We start from the raw sequence: 20,228 nt of genomic DNA, 5'->3' as shown, positions 1-20,228 counted from the left end.
AGCATCTGAACCATTTAGGTTTTTTCAGAGTTTTAGCCAAAATGGGAAAATGGCGGAGACGAAGGGATTCGAACCCTCGAGACGGTTTCCCGCCTACTCCCTTAGCAGGGGAGCGCCTTCGACCACTCGGCCACGTCTCCGCCGAGGGGTATAGCCTCGCACTCGTCGGAGTTACAAGGCGAAATTGGCTGTATTCGAAATTCCACATCAATCGCCAAGATCGGACACAAACGACCAGTCGTCGTTCACCATCCGTCCGAGAACAAAGGCAAGTGCTGACAGAGGCGCGAACGAGTGACCGGAACATGACTTCCCTCCGGCCTTTGGGAAGGTCCATCACCCATTGCACTGCTCCCCCTTGTCGGACCAACGGGTTGAAGATTTTCCGGATAGCTGAGTTCAGGGCGGTTCGTTGGCTCCTGAATCGTTGACGAGCGAGATAGGTTGTTTGGCCCCGATTGCGCTATGGGTCGGGCTTTGTTGTGGTCTCTGCGCCAGTCCGCCATTTTTGCTCTTGCGTCCTCAATCCGACACAAGTCTGCGTCATGACCAATGGGCGGGAATGCATGAGCTGCAGATGGTCGGAGTTCGGTGTTATGGGTGGAATGCAGCGTTCCGGCGCTGTTCGAAGAGCATAGGGCCACAGCCACTTTCGACCCCCAGAGTGTGACCAAAGCAAAAAACTGTTCCTGAGATCGCCCGAGGGTTTCGTACTTGCATGGGTGGCGCTGAAACCGCTTAAAGTCTGATCTATCCCAGCGTTCGAAAACACGAAACGCCACACCAGTCGGGTGGCGAGATCACCTCCAAGATACATGGACACCGCGCGCGGCAGGAACCTATTCATTCACGTTGTCGAGACCAATACTCAAAGACACTGCGATCAGCGCTGCTATTGCGAGAACGATCTGGACTCCTGAGACCGCCGCCACAAGCGGGGAGCTCGTATATTGGACCAAAGCGAGAAGCTCCACTGGCAAAGGCCGGTCGCGGAACCCGTGCGTGAATATCGCAACTGACAAGTTGTCAAACCCTTCCACAAAGGTGAAAACGGCCCCGGCGAGGATGGCAGGCATCAACAGTGGAAAGGTTACGGTGCGCAGACTTTGGAATGGCGTTGCCCTGAGATTGGCGGCGGCCTCCTCAAGCGCCGGATCAAGTCGTACGAGACGGCTCTGCACGGTCCGGACCATAACCGCGAGAATGAACACCGTAATGGAGATCGACTGCAGCCAAATTGATGGTGAAACACCCACCAATGCTCCAGCAAAAAGAACAGCGACACCAAGAACGATCCCGGGCACCATGTGTGGCACGAGGACGAACACTGACAGAGCAGTCGTCCCCTTGAACCGACCGCGTGCACAGGCCAGCGCCGTGGGAACACCCAGCAATATACACAGCACCGTCACAGTCAGGCCGACCTGAAGCGAGTTCGCCATTGCCTCCACCAACTCGCCTTGCTGGAAGACCTCGGCATACCAGCGCAGCGTAAAACCTTCCGGCGGGAAACTGACAAAGGCCCGGGTGTCGAACGAAATGATGACAACAATGATAGATGGCGCAACCAACAGCAGAAGGGTAAACAAGCCTACAGCAAAAATGAGCCCAACACCGAAAATGTCGCCGAGCGAGTATTTCCTGAGTGCGGTCATGCGTCCCTCCCCTTTGTCCAGCGCGTGAAATGATTGGTTACAAGCGCTATTGCCACGAGTACGATCAAACATGTGACCATCAGGATCAGCGAACTGACAGACCCCTTGCTCCATTCCAGAGAAAATACGACCTGTTCGTAGATCATCGTCGCGGCGTTCAGGTAGTTGCCGCCCCCCAAAAGTTGCGGCACCACGAAAGTCGTATAGCTCAACGTAAAGACAAGAGCGGCTCCGGTGCCGATTCCGGGCACGCTGAGCGGCAGGACTATTGTCCGCAAGGTTGCCAACCGAGATGCGCCAAGATTGGCCGATGCTTCTACCAAGCGGCTGTCGTGCCGGCTCATGACCGCGATCAAGGGCAGGATCATCACCGGCAGATGGATTTGTACCATTCCAATCAGAACTGCCCAATGCGTATTCATGATTCTGAGCGGCTGATCGATCAGGCCAAGGTTCATCAAGGTTGAGTTGACCACACCACGGCCACCAAGAATGACCAACCAAGCATATGTCCGCACAATGCCACTGGTCAGCAAGGGAGCAATCGTCAGAATGAGGATTGCGCGCTTCGTCCACTTGCCACCGACAAGGAATAGGTACGCAACAGGGTAGCCAAAGACGAGACACAACAGCGTCGTCGTCAACGCCAAATTCAGAGAGCGCTGGAACGTCGTCCAATAGAGAGGATCGGTCAGCGCGTTCGTCAGATGCGCCAACGAAAATGTTTGAGAAACGATCTCACCACGAGAGACGACGATATTCGAAAACCCCAGTGACAAAAGGATGACGAAGGGCACGACAGCCACGACCATCAGAACAATGATCGCCGGCACAGCGGGCCAGATGCCCCGGCCTGACAGCAGGGCATCTATGAGCCGCTCGCCAAGCCCACGCCCGGAGATTTGTTGTGGGACTGCTGCGTCGGTCATGATGCAGGATACACGGCGCAATATGTTGGATCGATGATGTGCAGACTCACTGCGGCGCCATCATCAAATGGTGCCGCGCGCTCCTGACGCATCGTTGCGACCTGCAAGAGCACACCGTCCGACGTTTCGACATGATATTCAATCAATGCACCTATTGTGCGGTGGAACTGGACGTGACCGCGCCATTCACCTGCTTCAGGTTCGGCGAGCTTGAGGTTGTGTGGGCGTGCCATGATCTGAACATCTCCGCTGTGCTCAGTCTGTCGCCGCTGACCATCAGGAAGAGGCACTGTGCCTCCTGCAGCGCTTGCCTTCCAGAAATTGGACGTACCGATGAAATCGGCCACATATGCCGTCGCCGGATAATCAAAAATCTCATCAGGTGGTGCAGCCTGTTCAATGCGACCTGCACGCATAATGGCGATCCGGTCACTCATTGTCAGAGCTTCTTCCTGATCATGGGTCACAAAGATGGCCGTAAGCCCAAGGCGTTTGATCAGTTGGCGCAACTCTACTTGCATAGAGCTTCTGAGTTTTGCATCCAGCGCGTTGAACGGCTCGTCAAGCAGAAGCACCCGGGGCTCCATGACCAAGACACGTGCGATCGCAACGCGCTGTTGCTGCCCACCTGAGAGCTGCGACGGATATCGATCACCAAAGTCCTGAAGAGACACTGTAGCCAGCGCTCCGGCCACGCGCCTGTCAGCCTCGGCGCCGCGTATACCTTGCATTTTCAACGCGTAAGCTACGTTGCGCGCAACAGTCATGTGCGGAAACAAGGCATAGCTCTGAAATACCACACCGACGGGCCGACGATTGACCGGGATCGGCCCCATATCCTGGCCGTCGATCCGGACATCTCCCTGATCCGCATCGAGAAAGCCCGCGATGCAGCGCAAAAGCGTGGTCTTGCCGCATCCCGAAGGTCCGAGCAATGTCACAATCTCGCCCTCATCGACGTCAAGCGAGCACTTCTCCAAAACCTTGGTCGCGCCAAATTGCTTGCCAACGGCCCCAATGCGAAGCACTGGGACCGATGAGGCAACCTTGGACGCTGTGCGCGGATGCTGGTGCATCATGCGGCAAACATCCGATCGAAGTTTTCAACCGTCTCGCCTCGAAGCGGCGCGAAGGATTGCCAATCGAGCGATGTCGTACTGGCCAGTTCTTCCTCCGTCGACGGAACATAGGGAGCAGCTTCTGAAGGCACCGGAATGCCATTGACCACAGTGCCAAAGGTGATCGGCGCGCTTCCAGCCATAGTCTGGATATCTGGCTGAAGCAGGATGTCCGCGAACTCATGCACCAAGTCCGCCGTGCCGTCGGCGGTGTTTACGAAGTGCACGATGTTGGTCGGCAGCATGAGCGGGCCTGGGCCGGTGATCTTAGCATAGGCAATCGGCAGGCCGGATGAAGCGGCCAGCGACGTGTTCACATGCCAGAGTGGCGCAAGATCCACCTCGCCCCGCTCAATCATTTGCTGCAGCAACGGCGGGCTACGACCGACGAGCGGATCCAATTCCTGCCATTTCTTGAGAGCAAAAGACATATCATCCTGCGGCATGCCAAAGGCCTCAGATGTTGCAGCAAGCACACCGAGACCGAGGTTGGACTGCGGCCGACACATGCCTATCCGTCCTGTATAGTCGCCACTCCAAAGCTCCTTCCAGGTCTTGGGCGGCTCGGGGACCTTCGTGGTGTCATATGCAATGCCGATACCCTCGAACCAGATCGGCTGGCCCACATCATATCCGTAAGGTTGGAACTTTGCATTGACATTCTGCGCATTGGGGATCTTCGAGAAATCGAGAGGAACAAGAACGTCCTCGGCCAGCGCATTGACAATCGCCGGAGAGCCCATGACCGCCAAATCATAAGGGGAATTGCCTCTGGCGGCCTTGATCTGTGCCAGGGCCTCCGCCGAGAGACCGCCAATGATGCGCAAGGAGACGCCGGCGTTGCGGCGTCCGAGTTCTTCGCCCGCCGCGATCAGTGGGGCATCGGAGGCATTGCCATATCCGACCATGACCAGTTCGCGCGTCGCGGCCCGCAGGACTGCTGGAGAGGAAAGCGCCGTTGCGGCCGCCAGCCCGCCAAGCACAGAGCGTCTACTCAAATTCATTGCGTACTCCCTTCGGTGTTGTTCGAGTTATCTAGACATCTTAGCCGCACAAAATTTCGTATCAATAAATTTCGAAAGTTTTCGCAAATCCTTCGCCTCGCAGAACAGAGCCCCGCCAAACTGACTAAAACAAAGGCAAAAATCTCCAAAAATTAGGCGCGGGACATATCACGCCAGCACAACATCGAGGCCAGCGGCCTGCAGCGCATGGACGTGTGCAGGCTCCGCACCTTTGTCCGTCACCAATCTCGAAATCTCTTCAAGACCCGCGATTCGCGCACCCGCGACATGTCCCAGCTTGCCATGATCCCCCAGCATGACGGCGCGGCGGGTCGCTGAAAGCATGGCGCGCTTGACCTCAACCTCTTCGAAATGCGCATTGGTAAACCCCCGCTCCACATCAATTCCGGCACAGCACAAATAAGCGCAATCCACGTTGACCTGGGCGAGCAGAAGGCTGGCGAACGGTGAAATCAACGACCGCGCGTGCCGGTTGCGTCCGGTTTTCTTAACCGTTCCACCAGTCACCATCACGGTCACACCTTGATGATTCTCAAGGGAAATTGCGATATCAAGCGCACTCGTAATAACCACGACATTGCGCAAGTCCTCAGGCATGGCGGTCGCCATCGCGAGCGCCGTCGTCCCAGCGTCCAGTATAATCGTCTCGCCATTGCGAACCATGCGCGCAGCAAGCGCGCCGATGCGCTCCTTCTGTGCGCCGAAACTTTGACTTGGAAGCTCAAGGGGCCGCTCGAACCGCGCTGGCTGGATTGACATGGCGCCACCGCGAATCCGTCGTAGCAACTGGCGCTGGTCAAGCGCCTCAAGATCCGACCGGATTGTGACCGCCGATACCCCGAACTCAGACGCAAGCTGTGCGACCTCAACAATCCGTTCCCGCGACAACATCTCGAGTATTTTTTCGTGGCGCGGGCTGATGTACCCTTGGGAAGCTGTGTCTTTCATTTCCAAACTTTCGGTGACGACTTGCGTTTCTTGTATAAATGACACATATCGAAAGACATGTGGCAAATCCAGTTATTCTGTCGCCAGTTTTTGCAATGACCCGTATGGAGGACACCGGCGTGAGCTTTGAGCAACGTTTGCAAGAAATTAGACGAGAATCTTCATCCGATGCAGCCGGCGACCCCGAACGTTTTCGCCGTGTCGCGCTGACAGAGACAGAGATGATGTCTCAGGGCGAGGCCATTCGCGCAACACTTGAAGCAAATGAAGCGCCCCTTGCATCCATTGCGGCGGATCTGGCGGATCGAAATATTCGACGCATCGTGATGGTCGGATGTGGTGACAGCTGGATTTCCGGCCACGGCGTTCGTCAGGTAATGGAGAAGATGCTCGGCGCCGTGGCTGAACCCTACGAGGCGTTCGACTTCGCCACCTACGGCATCGATGTCATCGACAACGAAACTATCGTAATCGGATTGAGTTCGAGTGGGAAAACTGAGCCGGTGATCGACGGCCTGAAAGGTTCTGCGAAACTTGGTGCCTATACGATTGGCCTGTCAAACACTATGGGCTCGCCGCTCATGGTGGAGTTTCCTGGCGCTTTGCACATTCGAGCGACACGGGGCGGATGGCCGACGCAATCGAGTACGGCGGCCATGGCGCTCAAGCTCGCTCTCACCGCATCCATACTCGAAGCGAAAGGTGGAGACGCGGCATCGCTACGCGCAGCACTCGCAGCTTTGCCCGAACAGGTGGACGCCGTCTCGCAATCATTCTACGAGCCCGCCCGGGACGTGGCGCGCAGCTTGGCAAGAGCCGACCTCGTTCTGCTGACCGGCGCGGGTCCATTCTATGCGGCCGCAGCCTTCGGATCCGCAAAGTTGAAGGAACTGGCACCGATTCATTCTTATGCGTTCCCGCTAGAAGAATATCATCACTACAGGACGCAAAAGTCGGGTGATCCGATATTCCTCGTAGCAGCCGATGATGCGAGCCATGCCAGAGCAGCCGAAACCGCGATTATGAGCCGCGGTTGCGAAGGCTTCTGTATCGCCCTGCTGCCCGAAGGCGAAGCCGAGATCGCACAAATTGCTGATGTCGTATGGCACTTACCGCCGGTCGCTTGGGAGACCGCACCCATCCTATACTCCGTGCCCTTGCACCTGTTCGGCTACCATGCTGCGGTGGAACGCGACGCCTTGGGCCTCGGCGCTCCAAAGCTTGGCGCTTGATATGATCCCCGATCTTGTCACGGTCGGGGGGCTGACCGTCGACAATGTGGTGGCCGCGGACGGCACGGTTGGGCTCGCAAAAGCGGGCGGCAACGGTGCCTACTCCGCGGTCGGGGCATTGATGTGGCGGCCCGCCGTCGGGTTGGTCAGCGCGGCGGTGGCCAGCTACCCCCGAGAGACGATCCGGCGATTGGAATCTGGCGGTCTTGATCTGGGTGGCGTTGTGTGGCGCGATGAGGAACTCACCTCGTCCAACTGGTTCATCTATGATGCGGAGGGGCGGAGAGAAGAAGGATTGAGCAGTCCCCCCGGAGCCTTGGCCGAGGCGGGTTTTCCGACCGACCGGTTGTCGCCAAGCCAAACGTCTCAATGGCGGGAGATATTGCGTGCCCGCTCCACGACAAACGAGATCAGCTATTCAGAATTCAGAAATCGTCACCCACTGTCGCAACGCCAGATTCCGCCTGCATGGAAAGATACGCGGGCGGTCCTGCTCGCGCCCAGCCAACCAGATGTGATGCACGAGATGCTGGATTTCTTCAAACCGGGCGGCGCCGTCGTGATCGCAGATCCTGGCTGGCAGCTGGCCGAGCACAAGTTGGACCAACTCGCGCCGTTGCTCTCGAAACTTGACGCTTTCTTGCCCAGCGAGGTCGAACTGAGAGCGCTTGTCCCGGGTGCGGATCTCGAGCACGCCTTGCGGGTTCTCTCCGACTATTGCCCCGGTGCGCTTGCGGTAAAGCTCGGTGCCAAGGGCTCACTTGTCTGGAACCGCGTGACAGATACACCAGCCAGCGTCCCCGCAGAGGCAACCGAGACGGTAGATCCAACCGGAGCTGGCGACAGCTTTTGCGGCGGATTTCTTGTTGGACTTTTGGAGACCGGTGACGCCGTGCAGGCAGCGCGCTTCGGTTCTATGTCGGCCTCTCGCATTGTGGCCCATTTCGGCGCCGATGGCGCCCTGCTGGCCCATCCGGACGGCGCGAGCGCTCTTTCGCAGAAAGCGGCTATGGAATGTCGCTGAAACTGTTCACAAATCGACCGCTGGTGATTGCGGCGCTCCACCTTCCCAGCTTCGATCTATCGCGGCATCTGTCGACAGCATGGTTCGAGGACTACGCCATGGCGAATGCAAAAGTCTTTGCGGATGCGGGCATCCCCTTCATCAAGCTGCAGGATCAGACCCGGACGAGTATGGCTGCAACACCGGAGACGTTGACACGTATGGCGGCCCTCTCCCGGCTGCTACGCGCGGAATTTCCGAAACTCGGGTTGGGCATCATCGTCGAAGCGCATGACCCCTTGGCCTCCCTGTCGATTGCGCAGGCAAGCGGCGCTGATTTTGTACGCCTCAAGATATTCGTTGGCGGTGCCATGACATCCGAGGGACCACGACACGCGCTCGGCGCCGAAGCCGTTGCGTACCGCGCATCGCTCGGGGCTGACGACGTAGCAATACTCGCCGATGTTCACGACAGAACTGTGCGCCCTCTGTCTGATGAGCCGCAGCCCTTCGCGGCAAATTGGGCGGCAAAGGTTGGCGCCGATGGATTGGTGATTGCCGGAGTGAGCTTTCAGGACACTCTGGACCGGATTGCAGCCATACGACCAGTCGTATCCAACCGTCCGGTCCTGATCGGAGGCGGCGTAACGGCCGACAACGTCGGACAGGCCTTGAGTGCAGCGGAGGGTGTGATTGTCTCGAGCGCCTTGATGCGCCAATCAACCGACGAAGACGATCTGGTGAAATGGGACGCCGATCTTTGCCAGAAGTTCATGGACGCCGCGAGGAAGCGATGACCGGTCGCGACTTCAAAGGCTACGCGAACACACCGCCTCAAGTCCGCTGGCCCGGGGATGCACGGCTTGCGGTCTCTTTGGTTGTCAATATTGAGGAAGGTGCCGAATTGACGCTTGGTGCCGGCGATGAACGCAACGAGCATATCTATGAAGCGGTCGAGGAGGTTGTAGGCACGCGCGACCTCTGCATGGAGAGCCATTTCGAATATGGCCCTCGCGCCGGCTGGCCTCGCATTCGCGATGTTCTGCGCAGCCGCGCCCTGCAAGCCACCCTCAACGCCTGCGGGCGGGCAATTGAGATGACGCCATGGATCGCCGCGGAAGCGGTTGCCGACGGCCATGAGGTGGCGGCGCACGGCTGGCGTTGGGAACGGCACGCCTACATGGAGAATATTGAAGAGCGCCAAGCCATCGCGCGTACCGTGGACGTTCTCACGGGGGCAACCGGGACACCACCGCGAGGATGGCACACGAGGTCGGCGACCTCACCAGAGACCCGCAACTTGCTCGTCGAGCATGGAGGCTTTCTTTATGACAGCAATGCCTACAACGACGACCTTCCCTACACCGTAGAGACGGACATGGGGCCGCATGTGGTGTTACCATATGCCTTCGATACCAATGACATGCGGTTCTACAATGGAGGAGGCTTCGTTTTTGGCGACGATTTCGCCCGCTACTGCATCGATGCGTTCGACAGGCTTTACGCCGAAGGTGCAACCGCACCGCGCATGCTGTCGGTCGGTCTGCATACCCGGATCATCGGACGGCCCGCCCGGATCGAAGGGTTGGAGGCCTTCCTGGACCACGCGCTCGCGCATGACGATGTTTGGTTTGCGACCCGCGCCGACATAGCGACCGCATGGCGCCTGGGCCTAGGGCTGCCTGACTGGAAACCGCGCCCATGCCCACCGGATTTTGCCGAAGGACCGCCTTCTTGACCCGTGACTTGATCGGATATGGCGGTCAGGCGCCGGACTTCACTTGGCCCAATGGGGCGCGGCTTGCAGTGTCGGTCGTAGTCAACTTCGAAGAAGGTGCGGAGCAACAAGTGCTGGACGGCGATCCGACCAGCGAACGGATTGGTGAAGTGCTCTCTGTGGTGCCGGACGGAAAACCAGATGCCGGACAAGCCCAGATCTTCGCCTATGGTATGCGCGCGGGTGTATGGCGCATGGCCGACGCGCTGCGACACCGTCGCATACATGCCACGATTTTTGCCTGCGGTCGGGCCGCAGAGAGAGCCGCGCCGGCACTCAATCACTTGGCGGCAGACGGCCATGAAGTGGCCAATCACGGGTGGCTCTGGCGCCCTCATGCCGACTACGACCATGCAAAAGCGGAAGCTGCCGACCTCGACCGCGCCGGCGAGGCAATTGCCGCTGCGACCGGCGCACGGCCCGTGGGGTTTTTCTGTCGCGGCGCCGAGAGCCCCTGGACCCGCTCTCTACTGGCGGCCCGGGGATACCTTTACACGTCGAACGGCTTTGACGATGATCTGCCGTATCGTGATAGGTCCGGGCTGATTGTCGTGCCCTACGCGCTCGATACGAATGATATGAAGTTCTTTCACCCCAACGGGTTCGTCCGCGCGACCGACATGGTGGACTATGTTACTGATGCGCTGGACGTTCTCGGAGCCGAGACGGAGAAAGGTCCGCCACGGCTTCTGAACATCGGCTTCCATTTGCGCATTGTCGGGCGCCCGGGGCGGTTCAAGGCGTTCGATGGTGTTTTGGCGGAGCTTTCCCAGAGGCGTGATCATCTTTGGATTGCGCGGCGGGCAGATATCGCACGTGCCTTTGCCGAGGCCGTGACATGACGCTGGCGCTCGTCAATCCGAATACGTCGACCACGACGACGGCAGTGATGGTCGACATCGCGGCACAAGAAGCCGGTGCCGATGTGCATATCGAGGGATTCACGGCCCCGTTTGGCGCTCCACTCATCACTGGACCAGACGCGCTTGACCATGCGGCGGAGGCGGTTGTGGCTCTCGCGCCCGAACTGAGCCGAGCAGACGCAGTCATCGTCGCGGCGTTCGGCGATCCGGGACTATCGCAACTGCGTTCTGTTATGGACGTACCTGTCACCGGCATTGCAGAAGCGGCCATGGCTGAAGCTGCCGCAGTCGGTCGACGCTTTGCCGTCGCAACAACAACGCCGGATTTGGTGTCAAGGATATCTGAGACAGCGCGCAAATTTGGGCATCACGGTTTTGCTGGAACATGGACGACGACAGGCGATCCCGTCGCGGTAACGACCGATCCGGACGCCGCGACATCCGCTCTGATGGAAGCCATCCTTGCCGCCGTCCGCGACGCACAGGTGGACGCGGTGGTGATCGGCGGAGGGCCTCTCGCCGTTGCAGCACGAGCCTTGGTGAACACGTCTCCTGTCCCTTTGATTGAGCCTGTGCCCGCTGCGGTACGCTTGTCGCTTTCTCGGATACGCGAAGGAGCGGATCAGTGACCCAGAAGCTGATCATTGCTGACCACATCATCACCGGGATCAATGCCGACGGATCACCCGCGATCATGGACGACACGGCCATTCTCGTGGAAGGCAGCCGGATTTCAGAGATCGGCCCTACCGCCGACATGCGGCGCGCGTACTCGGGCGCGGAGGAAATAGGGGGACGTGGGCGGGTCGCAATGCCCGGTTTGATCAACGCGCACCATCACGTCGGGCTGACGCCTTTTCAGCTGGGGGCAAGAGATCAGCCGCTGGAGCTCTGGTTCCCGGAGCGACTGGCCATGCGCGATGTCGACCCCCGTCTCGACACGCTCTATTCTGCCTTCGAGATGCTCGCCTCCGGTGTGACCACCGTTCAGCATCTGCACAGTCGAGCGCCGGGCGACACAGAGGCCGTGCTGTCTCGCGCAGACGCGATCATCGGCGCCTATACAGACCTGGGTATGCGCGCGTCCTATTCCTTTGCGTTTCGCGATCAATGCCGCATGGTGTATGCCGCCGACGAGGACTTTATTGCGACATTGCCCGCCGAACTGCGGGGGCCAGTCTGGACCTATTTGTCCAGCTTTGGCCTACCGCTTGAGGAACAAATCGCGGTGTTCCACAGCCTGCAAGATCGCTGGGCGGACCAAGATCTTATCGGTATCCAGTTGGCCCCGTCAAACCTGCATTGGCTCTCCGACAAAGCGCTCGAAAGCGCCGCGCGCCTGGCCGACGAGAGCGGTGCGCCGATGCACATGCACCTGCTCGAAACACCTTACCAAGCGGAATATGCACGGCGCCGCACCGGAGGCTCCGCTCTCGCCCATGTGGACAGCTTTGGACTGTTAGGTCCGGATCTTACTGTCGGGCACGGGGTCTGGATGACCGATGATGACCTGGAACTGGTCGCTGATCGCGGTGTCTGTCTTTGCCACAACTGTTCCTCGAATTTGCGATTGAAAAGCGGACGCGCTGATCTGAACGGGTTTTTGTCCAGCGGCGTGCCCGTTGCACTGGGGATCGATGAGGCAGGTCTCAATGATGACCGGGACATGCTTCAGGAAATGCGGTTGGCAATGACACTCCATCGGCCAGCGGGGCACGACGCTCCTTTCCCCAGCGCGTCGGACATCTTCCGAATGGCAACGGAACACGGCGCCGCCACAACTCCGTTTGGGCAGAGCATTGGAAAAATCGCGCGCGGCCGCTTTGCTGATGTCGTCCTCCTGAATTGGAACGCACTCACATACCCCTATCAAGATCCCGCGATTCCCTTGGTCGATGTGATTTTACGGCGCGCCAAGCCTGCTTCGGTCGAAACCGTCCTCGTCGGCGGAGCGATCGTGTATCATCAGGGCACCTTTCCCGCCGTTGATAAAGCAGCCGTGCTTGATCAATTGTCTCAACATCTTCGGAGGCAAAAGGCGCCAGCGGAAGTGGAACAGCGGAACCTTGGATACGCTCTTCTGGATCCAGTGCGCGATTTCTACAACGATTGGCTCTGATCGGTCTCGCGGCTCTTCGCTACATGGTTGCAGTCAGATCGGTCGTCAGGCTTTGATCACGCTGGCATCCCATTGGGATAAGGCGCGTATTTGGGGGTCGAAAAGACGCAAAACCTGCTTTGCGCTCTCCGATGCAAGGTGCGCTCAACGATCTGCCACGCCCCTGTCAGATCTATTCGCACCAGTGCCCCGACTTGGAACACCGTGAGCGGAATATCGGAGGAGGTGCACACAAGCATCAAGGCACGCGCTTCATTGCCCGAATGGCAATCGAATATCTGTTTCGCCTTTGACGTCCCCAAGCGGTCTTGAACATTAGCTTGTGGTGAGCGACCAACAATGCCCCTGTGCTCTCTGAACGGTATCTTATTGTCCCTATCGGTGGCAGGAACGTGGTCATAACGCTTCGGCGCGCGCCATGTCACTATGAAGATGGACGACATTTGACACCGGACCGCCAAGGAGATGCCCTGCGCAAAGCGGATTTCTAAGGCATTTAGCGGCAGCGCCAGTGGCCATGCGCAACGCCTGCGCTTTCGACACCCCAACCCGTCCGACAACAACCCGCAGGGCGCGGATCATCTCCAGATCGGCCCCCGCAAGTGTCCCGTCTTCAAGCGTGAGCCGTCCGTCCCGTCGCAAAACACGACGGCCATTGAGCTCAAACTCCGCAATGCGGGAGCCCACCGTGGACATGGCGTCAGTGACAAGGAAAATCTCACCCGGACCCTTCTTGGCAGACAGCGCCACTCTCATTGTCTCCGCATGAACATGAATATCGTCGGCAACCAGGCCAGCGAAGACCCCGCCTGCGCTCAACGTCGCCCCGACAAGCCCCGGTTCGCGATTACCGATCTGACTCATAGCGTTGAAGAGATGCGTGACGCAGCGTGCCCCGGCATCAAAAGCGGCGACCGCCGTATCCATGCGACAGTCTGTATGACCAAGTGAAACAATCACACCGGCGTGCGCCATGCGTGCGATCTGGTCTATGGTGACACTTTCTGGGGCAACCGTCACCATCAGATTTGGCAGGCGAGCCGCCGCCGAGATGAGGAAGTCTTCGTCCTCCGTCTCCATCTTGCGGATCAGGGCCGGATCATGGGCACCTTTGCGCTCTAGCGACAGATGTGGGCCTTCCAGATGAAGACCGATGATGCCTGGAACACTAGCCGCGATTGCCTGCTCGACCGCATCTACGGCGAGCCGCGTGCGATCCGCCTTATCCGTGATCAGCGTTGGCAAGAGCGCCCGCGTCCCGGTGCTGGCGTGGGCCTCGGCTATTGCCGAAAGCCCGTCCAGAGACGTTTCGTCATTGAACATCACCCCACCACCGCCATTGACCTGGAGATCGACGAAACCCGGCATCAAGGTGCCACCATCGTGCTCGTTGACCTTGTACCCTTCGGGCAGGTCCGAGACAGAGCATATACCGCGCACAGTTCCGTCGTCGATCAGCAGCGCCTTGCCGTCATGGAGCACGTCTCCATCGAAGATCTCGGCGCCGACATGCGCGCGTCGGGTCATACTGTTTCCGTGACTTTTTTGAGATGCCGCGGCGCGTCCGGGTTGATGCCGCGCGCGCGGGCGACCTGCTCGACCATCGCGTAGAACGAGACGATCAGCGCGATGGGATCAGTCAGCGGGTGATCGGTCCGCACCGCCGGCAAGCGGTTTGCTGTCACCGCGTGATCGGAGGTAACAAACACGTTGGCCCCCTTCCCCGCAATCCGGTCTGCGACCTCTGCGACCGAGGCCTCGGCCGCATCCCTCGCCGAGAGGATGAGGACCGGAAAGCCCCGTCCCACGATGGACACCGGCCCATGCAACACTTCAGCCGAGGAGTAGGACTCCGCGTGAAGCCGACAGGTTTCCTTGAACTTCAGAGCCGCTTCATTCGACAGCGCAAATGCCGGTCCGCGACCGAGGCAGAAGAGCGACTGCGCATCGGTGAGGTCCTCCACAAGAGCACCCCAATTCTGCTGTGTTGCCGTCTCGAGCACCGCCGGAAGAGCCCGCAGCGCTTTCAGCAGGTCGGCGTCTTGCTGCCATTCCGCCAACAGCCACACGGCCGAGACCACCGAGGTCACGAACGTCTTCGTGGCCGCCACACTTTGCTCAACACCGGCGTGAAGCTCCAGCGTGTGTTGGCTGACCTGGGCGAGGTCGCTGTCCCGGTGATTGGTCAACGCGAGACTTAGTGCACCTGCGGCGCGCGCCATCTCCGCCATCCGCACGATATCGGGGCTTTTGCCTGACTGGGAGATCGCAAGACTCGCCGCGAGAGAAAGCTTCAGCCTTCGGTCATAGATGGAAGCGATAGATGGACCAACCGAGGCGACGGGGACCCCCGCGATCAGTTCACTGGCGTATTTGAAGTAGGTGGCTGCGTGATCCGAAGATCCGCGCGCAACCGAAATGAAGAAGGCGGGGTTTGTCTCGCGCAGGGCATCTGCCGCTTTTTGCATATCCCCGGCGCCATTCGACAGAAGCGCGTCAATAGCGGCGGGGATCTCAAGGATTTCGCTCCGCATCTGGGTTTGCGTAGACATGGTCATTCCTTTGCAAGCCTGAGTTCGGCGACAAAATTGTAGGCGTCACCGCGATAGATTGATTGGGTGAACTCCACGATACGGTCGCAATCTGTATAGGAGGTGCGCTCGATGCTGAGCCCTGCATCTCCCGGTGCGACCGCCAGGAGTGCTGCATTGGCCTCGGAAAGATTAACCGCCGAGATCTTCTGCAACGCGCGGACAGGACGCACACCGGTCTCCTCCAAAACCTCATAGAGTGATCGTTCCACGATCAGCGGATTGGGCAGGATATCAACCGGCAATGAGGCCCGCTCAATCGCGATGGGCGCTTCATCGGCCAGGCGCAGGCGTACGATGCGGGCGACCGAATCTTCCGACGACAGCCCAAGCGCCTTCATTTCTTCCGGCGACGGCATGTAAAGTCCACGCTCCAACCAGCGCGTGGTGGAGCTTTTGCCACGCCGTTCCATATCTTCGGAAAAGGATGTCAGCCGGGTGAGGCGCTGCTCGATCTGCTCCGTCTTCGACGCGATGAAAGAACCCGAGCCCTGCCGCTGCACGATGGTGCCCTCCTCGGCCAACGCCTGCATGGCCTTGCGCACAGTCACCCTCGAGAAATCGGTGATGGAAGCGATCTCCCGTTCGGGCGGCAAAGGACTGCCGGGCGGCAATACCCCTTGCGCGACGCCGTCGGTCAGACGTTGCCGCAACTGCACGTAACGCGGTCCCGCACCAGCACGAAACCAGTCCTTGGGCTCAAGAAACTCGGCCACTCTCATGAAGGCGCCTTTCGTTTTTCGAAAGCTTCTCGTGCGAGGCGGAGTGCGCCATCGAGCGCCGTGCCATGCGACGGTCTGAGGCGCGCACGGCAGGCGGAATTGAGATAATCCGCATAGGACGGGCCCACGCCCCCGGCGAGGCAGAGAACGGCATCGCCCTCGAGGCCGATACTATCCGCGCAGTCGTGCAAAAACCCCGCGCCCTCCTGCATGAGAGCGGTGCCCATAGGATCTCCCGCTCTGGCAGCGTCGATGATCTGGCGTGCCAACCTGGCGAAATCGCCCGGTCCCGCATCGTTTGTGAAAGCCATGATCGCCTTCGGATCGCCGCCGAAACCCGCCAACAACGCCCGGGTGAGGTCCGTGTGGGCGGCTACCCCGTCATGCGCCAACATCATGCGCCGCAGCGCTTTGCGACCCAGCCAACCTCCCGAGGCCTGATCCGCCAAATCGTGCCCCCAACCGCCGACAAACCGCGTTGTCTCGTCCGTACGGCCAGCAACAATTGTCCCCGTCCCAATCGCCGCAAGCATACCATCGCGATCGCCAAGGGCACCTGCCACAGAGGTGACGCGATCATCGGTGACAGTCACCCGCGCAAAGTATAGCTCCCGGGCCAGAGCGTCCCCCTCTTCGGGCGACATAACCCCTGCAAGTCCAACATGGGCAATACACCTCTCACTCCAGCCAGAAGAAAGCCCAGCATCCGCTGCCGCTGCCCGCAGAGCCTCGCGGACTGACTGAGTGGCCCGACAAGGATCGGTTGTATAATTCGCTGGCCCGCCAGCAGCCTCCGCCAGACGTGTGCCGGTCGCCCCCTCAATGGCGACACGACAGCCCGTACCGCCACCATCGACGCCTACAAAAAGATATGAGGATACATCGCTCATGAAGCTACCTATATCATACCTATTGAAGATTACAATGACCAATTTAATGCCATAAGTCGTTGAAATCAAAGTATAGCCAACCGAACTTGTTGACTATTAAGAAATTGGTAGACAAAAGGTATTGTTTAGGTATTGTTATTGAGAATCCTTTGGAGCCTCCACATGCCTGCATCACCCCCCACATCAGCCGACTCGCCCGACGGGCAAGCCGTGGAGGGCACATTGTCTGAGATGCTGGCGGCTCAGCTAGAGGCTGTCCGCATTGCCGGCGACGCGCTTGCGGCCATTGCTGAAGGGGCCACCGAGATGGCGGAAGGCATTCGGCGTGGCGCACGGTTGCATTACGCCGCCGCAGGAAGTTCCGGTTTGATGGCACTTGCGGACGCGTCGGAGCTGCCCGGAACCTTCGGGATCGCTCAAAACCAGATCATCGTTCACATGGCCGGTGGCGCACCTTTGAATGGCGTCATGCCCGGACACACAGAAGACAATGCAGAGGCGGCACGCCTGGCTGCCATTACCGTTGAGGCGGGAGATGTCGTCATTGTCCTGAGCGCCAGTGGCACAACGCCGTATGCCCTGGCTTTCGCCGAAACGGCTAGGGCGCGATACGGGCGGGTGATCGCGCTCGCGAACGTCGCGGGCACGGCCCTGTCCAAACTGGCCCATATCCCAATCACCCTGCCAACGGGCCCGGAGTATGTCGAAGGGTCCACGAGGCTGAGTGCGGGTACAGCGCAAAAAGTGGCGCTGAACATGATGTCGACACAGATGGGTATCCTGCTAGGCCATGTGCACAACGGCTTGATGGTTAATCTCAAACCGGACAACATCAAGCTGCGCAGACGCGCCGGGGATATCGTCCAGCGCATTTCCGGCGCAAGCCGTCTGGTCGCGGAACGCGCGCTTGAGGCGACCGGCTACGATACCAAGGCGGCAACGCTGGTGGCACGCGGGCTGACCGTCGACCGCGCCTTGGCGTTGCTCGACCAACACAAAGGATTTCTGAGCGCATGCCTCGCGGTCTGCGACGCGGAAACCGAGAACCAATCCTGACCAAAGAAACCAAAGGGAGACCCCACATGAAACGCATAACAGTCCAAGGATCATTGCTGGCCACGACGCTACTTATCGCCTCAGGAGCGACGGCGCAGGATGCCGAGCTCATAATCGAGAGCTGGCGCAACGACGACCTGGCCATCTGGCAAGACAAGATCATCCCCGCCTTCGAGGCGCAGCACCCCGATATCAAGGTGAAATTCACGCCGTCGGCCCCCGCCGAATACAACGCTGTCTTGAATTCCAAGCTCGACGCGGGAAGCGCTGGCGACATTATCACGTGCCGCCCCTTCGATGCGTCGCTGGCACTGTACGAGGCGGGCCATCTGGCAGATCTGAGCGGTCTTGATGGCATGAAAAACTTCTCGGATGTGGCCAAGGCCGGTTGGTCCACCGATGACAGCTCGGCCACCTATTGCGTGCCGATGGCCTCGGTCATTCACGGATTTATCTACAACAAGGAAGCCTTTGACGAGCTCGGCTTGGACATCCCTGAAACCGAAGAAGACTTCTTCGCCGTCCTGGAGGCGTTCAAGGAAGATGGCAGCTACATCCCGATGGCGATGGGCACCAACGACCAGTGGGAAGCCGCAACGATGGGTTACAACAACATCGGACCGAATTACTGGAAAGGCGAAGATGGGCGCTCCGCTTTGCTGTCCGGCGATCAAAAGCTAACTGACGAGGCCTGGATCGCACCCTTCCGGCAGCTGGCCAAATGGGGTGACTACCTGGGCGATGGCTTCGAGGCCCAAACCTACCCCGACAGCCAGAACATCTTCACGCTTGGTCGGGCAGCTATCTATCCGGCGGGTTCATGGGAGATCTCGGGCTTCAACAGCCAGGCGCTCTTCGACATGGGGGCGTTCAAGCCACCGGTGCAGAATGCAGGCGACACCTGCTATATCTCTGACCATACCGACATCGGCATTGGCATGAACACCGCCACCGACAACCCTGAGGCCGCCAAGACATTCCTCAATTGGGTTGCGTCATCGGAGTTCTCGACCATTTTCGCCAACGCGCTCCCCGGGTTCTTCCCGTTCTCAAATGCAGATGTCGAGCTTCAGGACCCGCTCGCTCAGGAATTCATCTCCTGGCGTGACACGTGCCAGAGCACGATCCGGTCCACATATCAGATCCTGTCGCGCGGCACTCCGAATCTCGAAAACGAGACCTGGAACGCCTCCGTGGCGGTCATCAAGGGCGACGAGACACCTGAAGAAGCCGGTCAGCGCCTGCAGGACGGCCTCTCCAGCTGGTACGCACCTCAGCAATAGGCGGCCGCGCGCTCAGCCTCGGGCGATCCCACTTGCCCGGGGCACAACCCTTTGAATTCATCTGAAAACGCAGGAGAGCCGAGATGACCTCGCCTACCAAAGCCGGGATCCGCTGGCATATCGTTGTTTTCCTCGCGCCCGCGGTCCTTGTCTATACCGCGGTGATGATCTACCCGCTTTTCGCCACACTGCGTCTGTCGTTCTATTCGGAAGTCGATCAGAACCGCCTATGGGTCGGTTTGCAGAATTTCCGCACGCTGTTCGGCGATGCCATCTGGTCCGAGCAATTCTGGAACGCACTTGCAAACAACGCCTGGTTCTTCCTCATCCATATGCTGGTGCAGAATCCGATAGGGATTGCCCTGGCGGCGATCCTCTCCAGTCCGCGGCTGCGCTTTTCGGCCTTCTACCGCTCGGCCATCTTCATTCCAACGATCCTCAGCTTCGTCATTGTCGGCTTCGCCTGGAAGCTGATCCTCTCGCCCATCTGGGGGATCGCACCGGGTCTGCTGGACGCTATCGGCCTCAAGTTCCTCTACCAGCCCTGGCTTGGGAAAGAGGAATATGCGCTGACCACACTCAGCCTGGTGTCCGTCTGGCAATATGTCGGCATTCCAATGATGTTGATCTACGCAGCACTCCTGTCGATCCCGGACGATATCCTGGAAGCGGGGGAATGTGACGGGATCACCGGTATGGCCGCCTTCTGGAAGATCAAACTGCCGCTTATCCTGCCGTCCATCGGCATCATCTCGATTTTGACCTTCGTCGCGAATTTCAATGCCTTCGACCTGATCTATGCCGCCCAAGGCGCGCTCGCCGGGCCCGACTTTTCCACTGATATTCTCGGAACCTTCATGTATCGCACGTTCTTCGGCTTCCAGCTTCAACTCGGCGACCCGCATATGGGTTCGACCATCGCCTCCGCCATGTTCGTGATCATCCTGATCGGGGTCTGCCTCTACCTCTTCGGCATCCAGCGTCGCCTGCGCAACTACCAATTCTGAGGAGAAGGCC

General features: G+C 59.2%; 19 protein-coding genes and 1 tRNA gene. 10 read left to right on the top strand and 10 right to left on the bottom strand.

Translation table 11 applies throughout. From position 1 onward, the window contains the following. Positions 1 to 50 precede the first annotated feature (50 nt). The 6 genes from Q1A71_RS02760 to Q1A71_RS02735 form a co-directional block, all read right to left on the bottom strand. Positions 51 to 140: transfer RNA gene (locus tag Q1A71_RS02760), tRNA-Ser, on the bottom strand. Between the two features lie 699 nt (positions 141 to 839). Beyond that, complete coding sequence (locus tag Q1A71_RS02755) at positions 840 to 1,655, bottom strand: ABC transporter permease (protein WP_299671494.1); 816 nt, start codon at positions 1,653 to 1,655, stop codon at positions 840 to 842. Next, on the bottom strand, positions 1,652 to 2,584 hold the full coding sequence (locus Q1A71_RS02750) for an ABC transporter permease (RefSeq protein ID WP_299671490.1): 933 nt from the start codon (positions 2,582 to 2,584) through the stop codon (positions 1,652 to 1,654). Before Q1A71_RS02750 ends, Q1A71_RS02755 begins: the two co-directional genes overlap by 4 nt. Then, the gene (locus Q1A71_RS02745) at positions 2,581 to 3,663 is read right to left on the bottom strand and encodes an ABC transporter ATP-binding protein (protein ID WP_299671488.1); all 1,083 of its coding nucleotides are present in this window, start codon (positions 3,661 to 3,663) and stop codon (positions 2,581 to 2,583) included. Before Q1A71_RS02745 ends, Q1A71_RS02750 begins: the two co-directional genes overlap by 4 nt. After that, a complete protein-coding gene (locus Q1A71_RS02740; protein WP_299671486.1) occupies positions 3,660 to 4,706 on the bottom strand; it encodes an extracellular solute-binding protein in 1,047 nt (348 codons plus the stop codon). Before Q1A71_RS02740 ends, Q1A71_RS02745 begins: the two co-directional genes overlap by 4 nt. Positions 4,707 to 4,874: 168 nt before the next feature. Continuing rightward, positions 4,875 to 5,675: a DeoR/GlpR family DNA-binding transcription regulator gene (locus Q1A71_RS02735; RefSeq protein WP_299671483.1), complete on the bottom strand. Its 801-nt coding sequence runs from the start codon at positions 5,673 to 5,675 to the stop codon at positions 4,875 to 4,877. A gap of 95 nt (positions 5,676 to 5,770) precedes the next feature. Between Q1A71_RS02735 and Q1A71_RS02730 the strand changes: the two genes are divergently transcribed. From Q1A71_RS02730 to Q1A71_RS02700, 7 genes are read left to right on the top strand one after another with little or no spacing between them, the layout of a single operon-like run. Beyond that, positions 5,771 to 6,907, top strand: coding sequence for an SIS domain-containing protein (locus Q1A71_RS02730; protein ID WP_299671481.1), 1,137 nt, complete (start codon positions 5,771 to 5,773; stop codon positions 6,905 to 6,907). Position 6,908: 1 nt separating this feature from the next. Then, positions 6,909 to 7,931 carry a carbohydrate kinase family protein gene (locus tag Q1A71_RS02725; protein WP_299671477.1) on the top strand — a complete coding sequence of 341 codons (1,023 nt, stop codon included), beginning with the start codon at positions 6,909 to 6,911 and terminating at the stop codon, positions 7,929 to 7,931. Further along, a complete protein-coding gene (locus Q1A71_RS02720; protein ID WP_299671475.1) occupies positions 7,922 to 8,707 on the top strand; it encodes a BtpA/SgcQ family protein in 786 nt (261 codons plus the stop codon). Before Q1A71_RS02725 ends, Q1A71_RS02720 begins: the two co-directional genes overlap by 10 nt. After that, positions 8,704 to 9,648 (top strand): polysaccharide deacetylase family protein, encoded by a 945-nt coding sequence (locus tag Q1A71_RS02715; protein ID WP_299671473.1) that lies wholly within the window; start codon positions 8,704 to 8,706, stop codon positions 9,646 to 9,648. The genes Q1A71_RS02720 and Q1A71_RS02715 overlap by 4 nt, the downstream gene beginning before the upstream one ends. Next, complete coding sequence (locus Q1A71_RS02710) at positions 9,645 to 10,529, top strand: polysaccharide deacetylase family protein (protein ID WP_299671470.1); 885 nt, start codon at positions 9,645 to 9,647, stop codon at positions 10,527 to 10,529. Before Q1A71_RS02715 ends, Q1A71_RS02710 begins: the two co-directional genes overlap by 4 nt. Next, positions 10,526 to 11,179 carry an aspartate/glutamate racemase family protein gene (locus Q1A71_RS02705; protein ID WP_299671468.1) on the top strand — a complete coding sequence of 218 codons (654 nt, stop codon included), beginning with the start codon at positions 10,526 to 10,528 and terminating at the stop codon, positions 11,177 to 11,179. Before Q1A71_RS02710 ends, Q1A71_RS02705 begins: the two co-directional genes overlap by 4 nt. After that, positions 11,176 to 12,669 carry an amidohydrolase family protein gene (locus tag Q1A71_RS02700; RefSeq protein WP_299671465.1) on the top strand — a complete coding sequence of 498 codons (1,494 nt, stop codon included), beginning with the start codon at positions 11,176 to 11,178 and terminating at the stop codon, positions 12,667 to 12,669. The genes Q1A71_RS02705 and Q1A71_RS02700 overlap by 4 nt, the downstream gene beginning before the upstream one ends. Before the next feature lie 396 nt (positions 12,670 to 13,065). Here the strand turns inward: Q1A71_RS02700 and nagA are convergent, their stop codons facing one another. Genes nagA through Q1A71_RS02680 form a run of 4 tightly spaced genes read right to left on the bottom strand, consistent with a single transcriptional unit; the run spans position 13,066 to position 16,872 of the window. After that, entirely contained in the window at positions 13,066 to 14,196 is a 1,131-nt protein-coding gene (gene nagA / locus Q1A71_RS02695) for an N-acetylglucosamine-6-phosphate deacetylase (protein ID WP_299671463.1), read from the bottom strand. Then, positions 14,193 to 15,221 (bottom strand): SIS domain-containing protein, encoded by a 1,029-nt coding sequence (locus Q1A71_RS02690; protein ID WP_299671461.1) that lies wholly within the window; start codon positions 15,219 to 15,221, stop codon positions 14,193 to 14,195. Before Q1A71_RS02690 ends, nagA begins: the two co-directional genes overlap by 4 nt. A 2-nt stretch (positions 15,222 to 15,223) precedes the next feature. Continuing rightward, complete coding sequence (locus Q1A71_RS02685; RefSeq protein ID WP_299671458.1) at positions 15,224 to 15,982, bottom strand: GntR family transcriptional regulator; 759 nt, start codon at positions 15,980 to 15,982, stop codon at positions 15,224 to 15,226. After that, positions 15,979 to 16,872: a BadF/BadG/BcrA/BcrD ATPase family protein gene (locus Q1A71_RS02680; RefSeq protein WP_299671456.1), complete on the bottom strand. Its 894-nt coding sequence runs from the start codon at positions 16,870 to 16,872 to the stop codon at positions 15,979 to 15,981. The genes Q1A71_RS02685 and Q1A71_RS02680 overlap by 4 nt, the downstream gene beginning before the upstream one ends. A gap of 162 nt (positions 16,873 to 17,034) precedes the next feature. On the opposite strand from Q1A71_RS02680, the gene Q1A71_RS02675 reads away from it, so the two are divergent. The 3 genes from Q1A71_RS02675 to Q1A71_RS02665 all read left to right on the top strand — a co-directional run bounded on the left by Q1A71_RS02675 (position 17,035) and on the right by Q1A71_RS02665 (position 20,218). After that, the gene (locus Q1A71_RS02675) at positions 17,035 to 17,928 is read left to right on the top strand and encodes an N-acetylmuramic acid 6-phosphate etherase (RefSeq protein WP_299671453.1); all 894 of its coding nucleotides are present in this window, start codon (positions 17,035 to 17,037) and stop codon (positions 17,926 to 17,928) included. Positions 17,929 to 17,954: 26 nt separating this feature from the next. Then, positions 17,955 to 19,211 carry an ABC transporter substrate-binding protein gene (locus Q1A71_RS02670; protein ID WP_299671451.1) on the top strand — a complete coding sequence of 419 codons (1,257 nt, stop codon included), beginning with the start codon at positions 17,955 to 17,957 and terminating at the stop codon, positions 19,209 to 19,211. An 83-nt stretch (positions 19,212 to 19,294) separates the two neighbouring features. Continuing rightward, a complete protein-coding gene (locus Q1A71_RS02665; RefSeq protein WP_299671448.1) occupies positions 19,295 to 20,218 on the top strand; it encodes a sugar ABC transporter permease in 924 nt (307 codons plus the stop codon). The last annotated feature ends 10 nt before the right edge of the window (positions 20,219 to 20,228 follow it).

It is taken from the genome of uncultured Roseobacter sp., from assembly GCF_947493125.1.
In the GTDB taxonomy this organism is placed as follows: Bacteria; Pseudomonadota; Alphaproteobacteria; order Rhodobacterales; family Rhodobacteraceae; genus Roseobacter.
Note: the sequence above shows the minus strand (reverse complement) of the source record. Positions and strands in the feature narration are given on the sequence as shown.

What these genes read in the sequence shown, in the direction of transcription:
- Q1A71_RS02735 (WP_299671483.1), bottom strand. Translation starts at nt 5,675, where the DNA reads ATGAAAGACACAGCTTCCCAAGGGTACATCAGCCCGCGCCACGAAAAA.
- Q1A71_RS02715 (WP_299671473.1), top strand. Translation starts at nt 8,704, where the DNA reads ATGACCGGTCGCGACTTCAAAGGCTACGCGAACACACCGCCTCAAGTC.
- Q1A71_RS02750 (WP_299671490.1), bottom strand. Translation starts at nt 2,584, where the DNA reads ATGACCGACGCAGCAGTCCCACAACAAATCTCCGGGCGTGGGCTTGGC.
- Q1A71_RS02720 (WP_299671475.1), top strand. Translation starts at nt 7,922, where the DNA reads ATGTCGCTGAAACTGTTCACAAATCGACCGCTGGTGATTGCGGCGCTC.
- Q1A71_RS02675 (WP_299671453.1), top strand. Translation starts at nt 17,035, where the DNA reads ATGCCTGCATCACCCCCCACATCAGCCGACTCGCCCGACGGGCAAGCC.
- Q1A71_RS02670 (WP_299671451.1), top strand. Translation starts at nt 17,955, where the DNA reads ATGAAACGCATAACAGTCCAAGGATCATTGCTGGCCACGACGCTACTT.
- Q1A71_RS02705 (WP_299671468.1), top strand. Translation starts at nt 10,526, where the DNA reads ATGACGCTGGCGCTCGTCAATCCGAATACGTCGACCACGACGACGGCA.
- Q1A71_RS02745 (WP_299671488.1), bottom strand. Translation starts at nt 3,663, where the DNA reads ATGATGCACCAGCATCCGCGCACAGCGTCCAAGGTTGCCTCATCGGTC.
- Q1A71_RS02685 (WP_299671458.1), bottom strand. Translation starts at nt 15,982, where the DNA reads ATGAGAGTGGCCGAGTTTCTTGAGCCCAAGGACTGGTTTCGTGCTGGT.
- Q1A71_RS02730 (WP_299671481.1), top strand. Translation starts at nt 5,771, where the DNA reads ATGACCCGTATGGAGGACACCGGCGTGAGCTTTGAGCAACGTTTGCAA.
- Q1A71_RS02725 (WP_299671477.1), top strand. Translation starts at nt 6,909, where the DNA reads ATGATCCCCGATCTTGTCACGGTCGGGGGGCTGACCGTCGACAATGTG.
- Q1A71_RS02740 (WP_299671486.1), bottom strand. Translation starts at nt 4,706, where the DNA reads ATGAATTTGAGTAGACGCTCTGTGCTTGGCGGGCTGGCGGCCGCAACG.
- nagA (WP_299671463.1), bottom strand. Translation starts at nt 14,196, where the DNA reads ATGACCCGACGCGCGCATGTCGGCGCCGAGATCTTCGATGGAGACGTG.
- Q1A71_RS02755 (WP_299671494.1), bottom strand. Translation starts at nt 1,655, where the DNA reads ATGACCGCACTCAGGAAATACTCGCTCGGCGACATTTTCGGTGTTGGG.
- Q1A71_RS02665 (WP_299671448.1), top strand. Translation starts at nt 19,295, where the DNA reads ATGACCTCGCCTACCAAAGCCGGGATCCGCTGGCATATCGTTGTTTTC.
- Q1A71_RS02680 (WP_299671456.1), bottom strand. Translation starts at nt 16,872, where the DNA reads ATGAGCGATGTATCCTCATATCTTTTTGTAGGCGTCGATGGTGGCGGT.
- Q1A71_RS02690 (WP_299671461.1), bottom strand. Translation starts at nt 15,221, where the DNA reads ATGTCTACGCAAACCCAGATGCGGAGCGAAATCCTTGAGATCCCCGCC.